This window comes from Nostoc paludosum FACHB-159 (assembly GCF_014698835.1).
GTDB classification, from domain to species: domain Bacteria; phylum Cyanobacteriota; class Cyanobacteriia; order Cyanobacteriales; family Nostocaceae; genus Nostoc; species Nostoc paludosum.
Map to the genome: position 1 here is coordinate 1 of NZ_JACJTU010000117.1, position 6,935 is coordinate 6,935.

Annotated in this window: 8 protein-coding genes; all 8 read right to left on the reverse strand. The window is 40.1% G+C overall.

Annotated features, from left to right (window positions below; genetic code table 11):
* Positions 1 to 224 precede the first annotated feature (224 nt).
* The 8 genes from H6H03_RS38605 to H6H03_RS38635 all read right to left on the reverse strand — a co-directional run bounded on the left by H6H03_RS38605 (position 225) and on the right by H6H03_RS38635 (position 6,723).
* On the reverse strand, positions 225 to 1,610 hold the full coding sequence (locus H6H03_RS38605) for a methylglyoxal synthase (RefSeq protein WP_190960265.1): 1,386 nt from the start codon (positions 1,608 to 1,610) through the stop codon (positions 225 to 227).
* A gap of 48 nt (positions 1,611 to 1,658) precedes the next feature.
* Complete coding sequence (locus H6H03_RS41925; protein ID WP_313932037.1) at positions 1,659 to 1,811, reverse strand: DUF6760 family protein; 153 nt, start codon at positions 1,809 to 1,811, stop codon at positions 1,659 to 1,661.
* On the reverse strand, positions 1,808 to 2,188 hold the full coding sequence (locus H6H03_RS38610; RefSeq protein WP_190960266.1) for a phage tail assembly protein: 381 nt from the start codon (positions 2,186 to 2,188) through the stop codon (positions 1,808 to 1,810). Before H6H03_RS38610 ends, H6H03_RS41925 begins: the two co-directional genes overlap by 4 nt.
* Before the next feature lie 14 nt (positions 2,189 to 2,202).
* Positions 2,203 to 2,559 carry a hypothetical protein gene (locus H6H03_RS38615; protein ID WP_190960267.1) on the reverse strand — a complete coding sequence of 119 codons (357 nt, stop codon included), beginning with the start codon at positions 2,557 to 2,559 and terminating at the stop codon, positions 2,203 to 2,205.
* Between the two features lie 149 nt (positions 2,560 to 2,708).
* On the reverse strand, positions 2,709 to 3,236 hold the full coding sequence (locus H6H03_RS38620) for a phage tail protein (protein ID WP_190960268.1): 528 nt from the start codon (positions 3,234 to 3,236) through the stop codon (positions 2,709 to 2,711).
* A gap of 182 nt (positions 3,237 to 3,418) precedes the next feature.
* Positions 3,419 to 3,901 carry a phage tail protein gene (locus H6H03_RS38625; protein WP_190960269.1) on the reverse strand — a complete coding sequence of 161 codons (483 nt, stop codon included), beginning with the start codon at positions 3,899 to 3,901 and terminating at the stop codon, positions 3,419 to 3,421.
* Positions 3,902 to 4,078: 177 nt separating this feature from the next.
* Entirely contained in the window at positions 4,079 to 5,749 is a 1,671-nt protein-coding gene (locus H6H03_RS38630; RefSeq protein ID WP_190960270.1) for a phage tail sheath family protein, read from the reverse strand.
* Between the two features lie 125 nt (positions 5,750 to 5,874).
* On the reverse strand, positions 5,875 to 6,723 hold the full coding sequence (locus tag H6H03_RS38635) for a Pvc16 family protein (RefSeq protein ID WP_190960271.1): 849 nt from the start codon (positions 6,721 to 6,723) through the stop codon (positions 5,875 to 5,877).
* Positions 6,724 to 6,935 lie beyond the last annotated feature (212 nt).

The window sequence follows — 6,935 nt, forward strand, 5'->3', positions numbered from 1 at the left end:
TGGTTCAAGCTTTCTCGGTCTAAATTTTGAGGCAGGTTTTGGTTCATATCTGTGATACTCCCCCTCAAGTGTTCCCTTTGTCAATACTCTGTTACCTGAATCCTTACAATTTTGTAATTTTTAAATTTGATATCTTATTAATAGTTTTAAATACAAAATAAACCTGACATGGGTAGGGGTGTACAGCTGTACGCCCCTACAGCCGATTCATTTATTAATGGTAATTACAAAGAAGTAACCATGTTTTTGATGTAATGTACAATTGCTTCTGCTGTTGAGACATTGGTTGCCACTAAAATTTGATTAACATTGCATAAACGCAATAAAGCATCTTCATTTGCTTGATTTGGTTGAGGTACTAGAAAATCTTTTAACAAAATAACTGCTAAAGCTTCTCCTGTTCCCACTAATGATGCAACTCCTTGATATCCTCCAACTGGTACTGAAGGAGTTTGTTGGCTAATGACTAAACCAGTTTCTTGGAATAGAGTTTCACTAATTGCAGGTGTAGCAATTGTCAGACATTTTGATAGAAATTGTTGATGTTGTGCCACAAAATCTACAAGTTCTGATTTTTTGCTATCGTGAGCCATAAGCGCAATGTACTTTTTGCTGATAATCTCAAAAGCCTTGCTTGTTGCTTCAGGGGTTTGAACCAGAATATCAGGTTCTTCTTCCGGTTCCTCAACATCTTCAAATAATTCTGTTGTTTGTGTTTCTAAATCAGAAAGTTTGTCAAACTGCTCAGATATTGGTGCGATCGCTTCTGAGCGATCGGAGGTTATTGCTTCTATATCTTCTGAATAAGCTTGAACATTCCCACTATCGTTAATAACTTCTTCCTCTTCAAGCATCTTCTCATCTACTGTTTGTTCGTTAATTGTTTCTACGTCTGAAATTTTGCTGATTTCAGAAAATCGATTGTTATCAGAAGAAGTATATATTTCAAAATTATGTTGTTCTGAAGGTTCATCTTCTGTTTCTAAAGCTTGGACAATTGTTTGTTCAGCTTGAATTTTGTTTAACTCTGAATTATGCTCGTCATCAAAGTTTAATTGATTGTCTACTTCTGGAGTTTGTTGTTGCTCAGATTCTTCATTTTTCATTTCTTGAATTACGGTCAAATCTAGAATCAGTTTGTCATCAGAGGTTGATAAAATCTCTGTGTTAGATTGCAATGAAGTATTCGCATCTTCAGTACCTTGATTAGCAACTTCTGGGAGATTAATATTTAAAGCTGTGCGCCAATCTATATTGGCATTGTATACAGTCGCGGCTATTTCTGGTTCTTCTGCTTCTTCTTCCAAAACTAGTAGAAATTCTCCGATGCGGACAATATCTCCTGGCTTCAACAAGTAACTGCGATCGCACTCAACAAGCTGGTTATTAACCAGAGAGCCATTTATACTTGCAAGGTCAGAGTAATAATAGTTGCCATCTAGGAGGTAGAACTTACCATGTTGGCGGCTGACATCATTACTATCCAGAATCAAGCCAGATTTAGAAGAACGTCCGACTACGTATTCTCGATTACCGTTAGTAACTAGGTCAAGGTTAATTTCATTGATTTTGCCTAGTGTTTCTGCGTTGAGAACTTTTATTTTCATCATAGTTAATCGAATAAATGATTTTGTAGGTGTAAAAGCCAAAATTAGAGATTAATTTTGTAATTGTTGGTTGATCTTATTAATCTCAGCAATCCATCGTTTACGAGTTCTGTGTTCCAAATTGAGAATGTCATTTTGCGACCAGTGAAAATGATAAGCAACAAAAGCTACCTCCTCGTATAACCTGTCAGAGGGGTAGCTTATAACTCCCCCGCAAGTTCTAACTCAACTGCAAACTGGTTATTGCAATGCGGACATTGAGTAGGAATATGTGCATTTCCTTGCTGATTCACACGATTGTAAAATTCTTTGAGATAGCCCATATCTCGCAGGACAAGGGTTTCTAATAAATCTGGAGTGACAGAATTTAGACTTCCCATGCGAGTGATAACTTGTGAAAGCATCACTAAAAAACTATATGCAGAATTTTCCTGAACGCGGTGATGTTGTTGAACTATAATTTCATCCTTTGCAGTAGCTAAACGCATCATCCCTTGACGGTGGACTCGGTTTTGACCATCGACTAAACCTGTAGGTAGAGTAAAGGGATATTCAGTATTTAAGGAATGTTTGCGAGACATAGAAGGTAAAGAAGTTAAGTATTAACAAGAGTTTCGAGAGGATTATCCTGTTCCTCTAACACATTTGGCAGAGTCTTTTTATGTTCCAAACCATTGATGTGGCGGTAAAAATCTTGGAGATAACTCACATCCTGAGCAAAAAAGTTTTCTACCACCATAGGGCTAATCTCAGATAAAGCTCCAAGACGGGTAATTACGCGAGACAGGATAACGATAGTGGCATAAGCTAGATTCGATTTGACACGAGGATCTCGCATAGGTGCAATCTCGTCCATTGCCGTTGCTAGGCGCATGATACCCTTGCGATGAAGATTACCATCAGCGTCTATATATCCTTTGGGGAGTGTAAATTCAAACTCTTTGGGAAACATTGGTTTTCTGATTAGATTGATTGGGGTACTTATGAGAAGGCAGAGGACAGAAGGTTTTTTTATAAATAAATTTAGGAGCTTGTAACCCTTGTGGTAAAGGGTAAATATTGTTTCTTCCTCCTGCCTCCTGCCTTTCTTCGGTCAATTATTTAAAAGCTATCTGTAAAGCTTCGTTCTATATCTGGTAGAGGCGCACGCTTCATACCTTCAAAAGCAATTTCTAATTCTTCAACAGCTAACTCTGTTTTATCAATTTGAATATCAGCTAATACGTAATTAGTAGGCCAAGCACCATCTAATTCGTATCTTGCTTGTACTTGTCTGCCCATTGAGTTATTGCAAATATTCAAAGAAATTACCTGCCGTTGTTTAGCCCAATTGCCTTGTTGAATGCTCTCGAACCAATCCCAAAATCTTGTAGAGTAAGTTAATCCTCTACGAAGGATAATATTATTACTATTATCATTGCCAGGAATTTTAGTTCTGGTTATCCGACCCTTATTTTCTTTAACACCCCATTTTTGCGGAGTGACTTCACAAATTTGAATCACCTCTTGAGTGCGTTGTAATCCTTGGCAATTCATGAATATGCCATCAATTTTTTCGTTGGAGTTATCTAGACTTAGTTCTATATAGAAACTACAACTTGTCAACCATGCGAAATCTTTACTATTCATAATTTATCATTTTCGCCATCACAGAAACACTAGAGAGAATCTTGCTAATTAACTGAAGCTAAGGTCTGTTCTCAATCTATTTTCTGTTCAAATTAAGATTTTCATAAGGAAGAAATTTAGTTTTTATTTCCTCCTTTTTTAGGAGGTAGCTTGGCAAATTGCAAAGCTACCATTGAAGCTAATTAAGCAGCTTGAACCTCGTAATTTGTACCAATAATATCCACAGTTTCTATTTGGACTTTGCTAGTAGCATCTAAACCCAAGTCCTCTTTTCTATAACTGGTTGGGTAAGCTCCACTCAAGTGTGATGTGTGTCCTGGTTGGTTATCTGTGGTATATTCAACCCACATCATTTCTTGTTTGTTAGCATTTAATTGACCTGTGGTGCATTGGTCATACCACTGACGAACTTTGATATCACCTTGTAATGTCGCAAACTGTACTGTGATTTTTGTCGCATCTTGCTGCAAGGCAGGCAGAGGAGCTTGTACAGGCACACCCGGTTGACCTTGGCTAGAATACCCTACGTTTAATTGAGTTGTTGGCGTTTCTATTGATTGATTAGCGACACTCATGGCGTATTGCGTACCCAAGTTGTCTAAAGTAACTTTAAACTTGCAGCCTTGAACAAATTTTTGTGCTGCGGAATTATCACCTGCGGCCATTTTGATTCTCCTTTATTTAACAAAAAATTGACTAGTGAAATAACGATAGAGTTGAAAAAACAAAATATGCTGATTAAACCAGCTAGTTCTACCAATTTTCCAAAATTCAAAAACATATAAGAACTCAGAAACTTTCATAACATCTGGTTTTCTTAATGTATGAATTTTGAGTTGGGATTATGCTGCGGCATCCTCTGATGCAGAAGGATCCCATTGACTAATGCGAAGTATGACAAACTCAGCAGGCCTGACAGGACAAACACCCACTTCGATATACATACGACCTAACATCCTAGTCTCTGGTGGATTAATCTGTGCGTCACATTTGACATAGTAGGATTGCTTGGCTGTAGCTCCAAACAAGGCTCCTTCTCGCCAGATACGTTCTAAAAAGACACTCACGTTGCGTCTAACACGGGCCCAAGTTTCTGCATCGTTGGGTTCAAAGACAACCCACTGCGTACCTAATTCCAAGGATCTTTCAATGTAGCTCATCAGTCTGCGGACGCTGATGTAACGCCATTCAGTTGCTTCTGGTTCCACGAGAGTTCTTGCACCCCAAATACGGATGCCGCGATTAGGAAAGTTACGAATGCAGTTGATACCAAGAGGATTTAATAGCTCTTGTTCTCGGAAATTGATGTCATAACCCAAGCCAATTACGCCTCTAGGCACTTCGTTAGCAGGTGCTTTGTGTACTCCCCTGGTTTCATCAATGCGACCCCAAACACCCATCATGTGACCGCAAGGCGGAACAAGAATCGGTCTGCCAGCGTTGCGTGGGTTAGCTACTTTAACCCAGGGGTAGTAAAGTGCTGCAAACATGGAACGACGGTTAAAGTTATTTAACCAATCCACAACCTCCTGCGGTTTAACGCGATCGGGTGGTGGGTCAAACAAGACCATACGATTGGGGGGATTGGGGATATCTCCACTCGTAGAGCCTTCACACATACTAATCATCAGTTCCATAATCCCGTGGACTTGCTCCAAAGTCATGAGTCCTGCTTCATAACCTCGCATGAGGTCGGGGCAAGCAATCATTGTGATTTCATCAATTTCAAAAAGCCCGCGTACCCCTGTACGGTCATCGCGTAACCCTTCGACATCGCGTGCAAAGCGATCGGGTGTAGATGGAATAATTGGTGGCGCGAGTTCATATTGACCGTTAACAGGCCGTCGAGCTAGAGGGCGTCCTGCTTGTGATGCTTCCACTACAGTGACGTACATTGAATTACGTAATGCAGCCATCGCATAATTTCCTACCTGAGGCTGTACCTCAGAGTTCATGGTCAAGTTTTCGTATTGCTCTAGAATGTCCTCACCCCGACGAATCTGGAGCGTGAAATACTCACCTGTATTGGCAGGGGCTTCTCCTTCTGTACCTTCAGGGAGGGGACGAGGCGAACCGTCACTTACTAAAATCTCAATGGGGCCGCCAATTGCCTGTTCGGGACGTAGGTTAAAAATCAGCGAGGCACGATTTCCTCGACTGTTAATTTTCACTGTAGCAGGCTCCAAGGCTGTGGGTTTGGGCGTACCAGGTAATTGAGTACCAATACTCACAATCCAACAGCGACCACCACCATTCAAGAAATAGCCATTCACCGCATGAGGCAAATAAGCGTTGAAGTCCGTATAACCATCGGAATTGGGTCGGGCAAAATATTTCAAATATTGCGACCAATTGGTCACTAATATGGGCTTAAAGACTTCCGCGCCGTTGCGGACATCTTCTGTAAAACCAACAAAACCAGCAATTGCGGTGCTGATACCTTCAATCGCACGACTGCCCCGGTTTACTTCTTCTATATAGACACCAGGAGCAGAATAATCAAGTCTAGCCATGAGGGTCTCTCCAAATGAGGATTAGAATAATGCAGGTCTAGGTTTCACATATCTTGTTACAACAGTTTGCAAGTTAGTGAAGTACAGCCAATAAGACTAAAAACTCAAAATTGCTTGAGAAAACACTAATTTTCAGGAGCAAGCGCTACTTCTTTAAAAGCATAAGTTTTCTCATCTACCAAAGCATGGCACGTCTGGGTTACATAACCAGGGCAAGTCAGTATTAAAACATAGTTGCCTAAGGAGAGATTGTCAAACCAGAACAACCCTTCTTGATTACTTATTACTGACTTTTCAGTTCCTCTAATAGTCACTTTTATTTCGCTAAGAGGCAAATTGGTGACTGCGTTTTTGACAATACCTGCGATGGAGACGCGATGTTGCGCTAATACTGAGCTTTTAGTATTCTTATGTTGCTGATTTTCAAGACTGACAATTCGTTCCCAAATCAACGGTACTGAAGTTTTTTCAGCACCTAAAGGAGCGGTTACTGTCAGATATAATGCTGGGCGCAAAGGTAAATTGAGAGAACTCCATAGAGAGCCGACCTCAATAGGCGGCGAACTAACAATAGTCATGGGTAACTGTCCATAACCGCATAGTTCAGGAGGCAAAAACTCCTCTTTAAGATAGCCATGACGTATTAAGAAAGTCATAGCTTCAGTCAAGAGATGATATTCACCCAAAGTTGTGCGATCCCAAGCTGTTAGCATCAGTGAAACATCGAACCAAGTAGGTAATTGACTTACTGTGGAAGTTGGTGTTCCTCCTTCTGAAAACATCCGCTCTACCCGCCTACCAGTCTGTTGTAATTGGTTCGATAAACGAATATCATACAAGTACAAATTGATAATTTGGCCTGCATTACCATTCGTTCTACTGCCAGGAAGATTAAAATCAATTTGCTCGATACTCGTGAGAGAAGTTCCCCCAACTAGAATTTCTGCAATAGTTTGTAGAAGGCTGATAAGCATAGATCAAGCAAGTGAATTTATTTACATACATACTAAAAGTAAATTTTGTAAATGTTAATTGAACTTTCGTCGAAATTCTTTCCCGCAAGAAGTAAACATAGTTGCTAATACCAATTTAATATGAAGCTGCATATAATAGGGAGAAGCCATCTCCTAAGTTTAAATAGCCATGAGCCGCCCGTTTAAGATTGAAATTGCAGAGAGCGAAGAGG

Excerpts from the sequence above, each read along its gene's own strand:
- H6H03_RS38605 (WP_190960265.1), bottom strand. The coding sequence starts at position 1,610 with ATGATGAAAATAAAAGTTCTCAACGCAGAAACACTAGGCAAAATCAAT.
- H6H03_RS38610 (WP_190960266.1), bottom strand. The coding sequence starts at position 2,188 with ATGTCTCGCAAACATTCCTTAAATACTGAATATCCCTTTACTCTACCT.
- H6H03_RS38615 (WP_190960267.1), bottom strand. The coding sequence starts at position 2,559 with ATGTTTCCCAAAGAGTTTGAATTTACACTCCCCAAAGGATATATAGAC.
- H6H03_RS38620 (WP_190960268.1), bottom strand. The coding sequence starts at position 3,236 with ATGAATAGTAAAGATTTCGCATGGTTGACAAGTTGTAGTTTCTATATA.
- H6H03_RS38625 (WP_190960269.1), bottom strand. The coding sequence starts at position 3,901 with ATGGCCGCAGGTGATAATTCCGCAGCACAAAAATTTGTTCAAGGCTGC.
- H6H03_RS38630 (WP_190960270.1), bottom strand. The coding sequence starts at position 5,749 with ATGGCTAGACTTGATTATTCTGCTCCTGGTGTCTATATAGAAGAAGTA.
- H6H03_RS38635 (WP_190960271.1), bottom strand. The coding sequence starts at position 6,723 with ATGCTTATCAGCCTTCTACAAACTATTGCAGAAATTCTAGTTGGGGGA.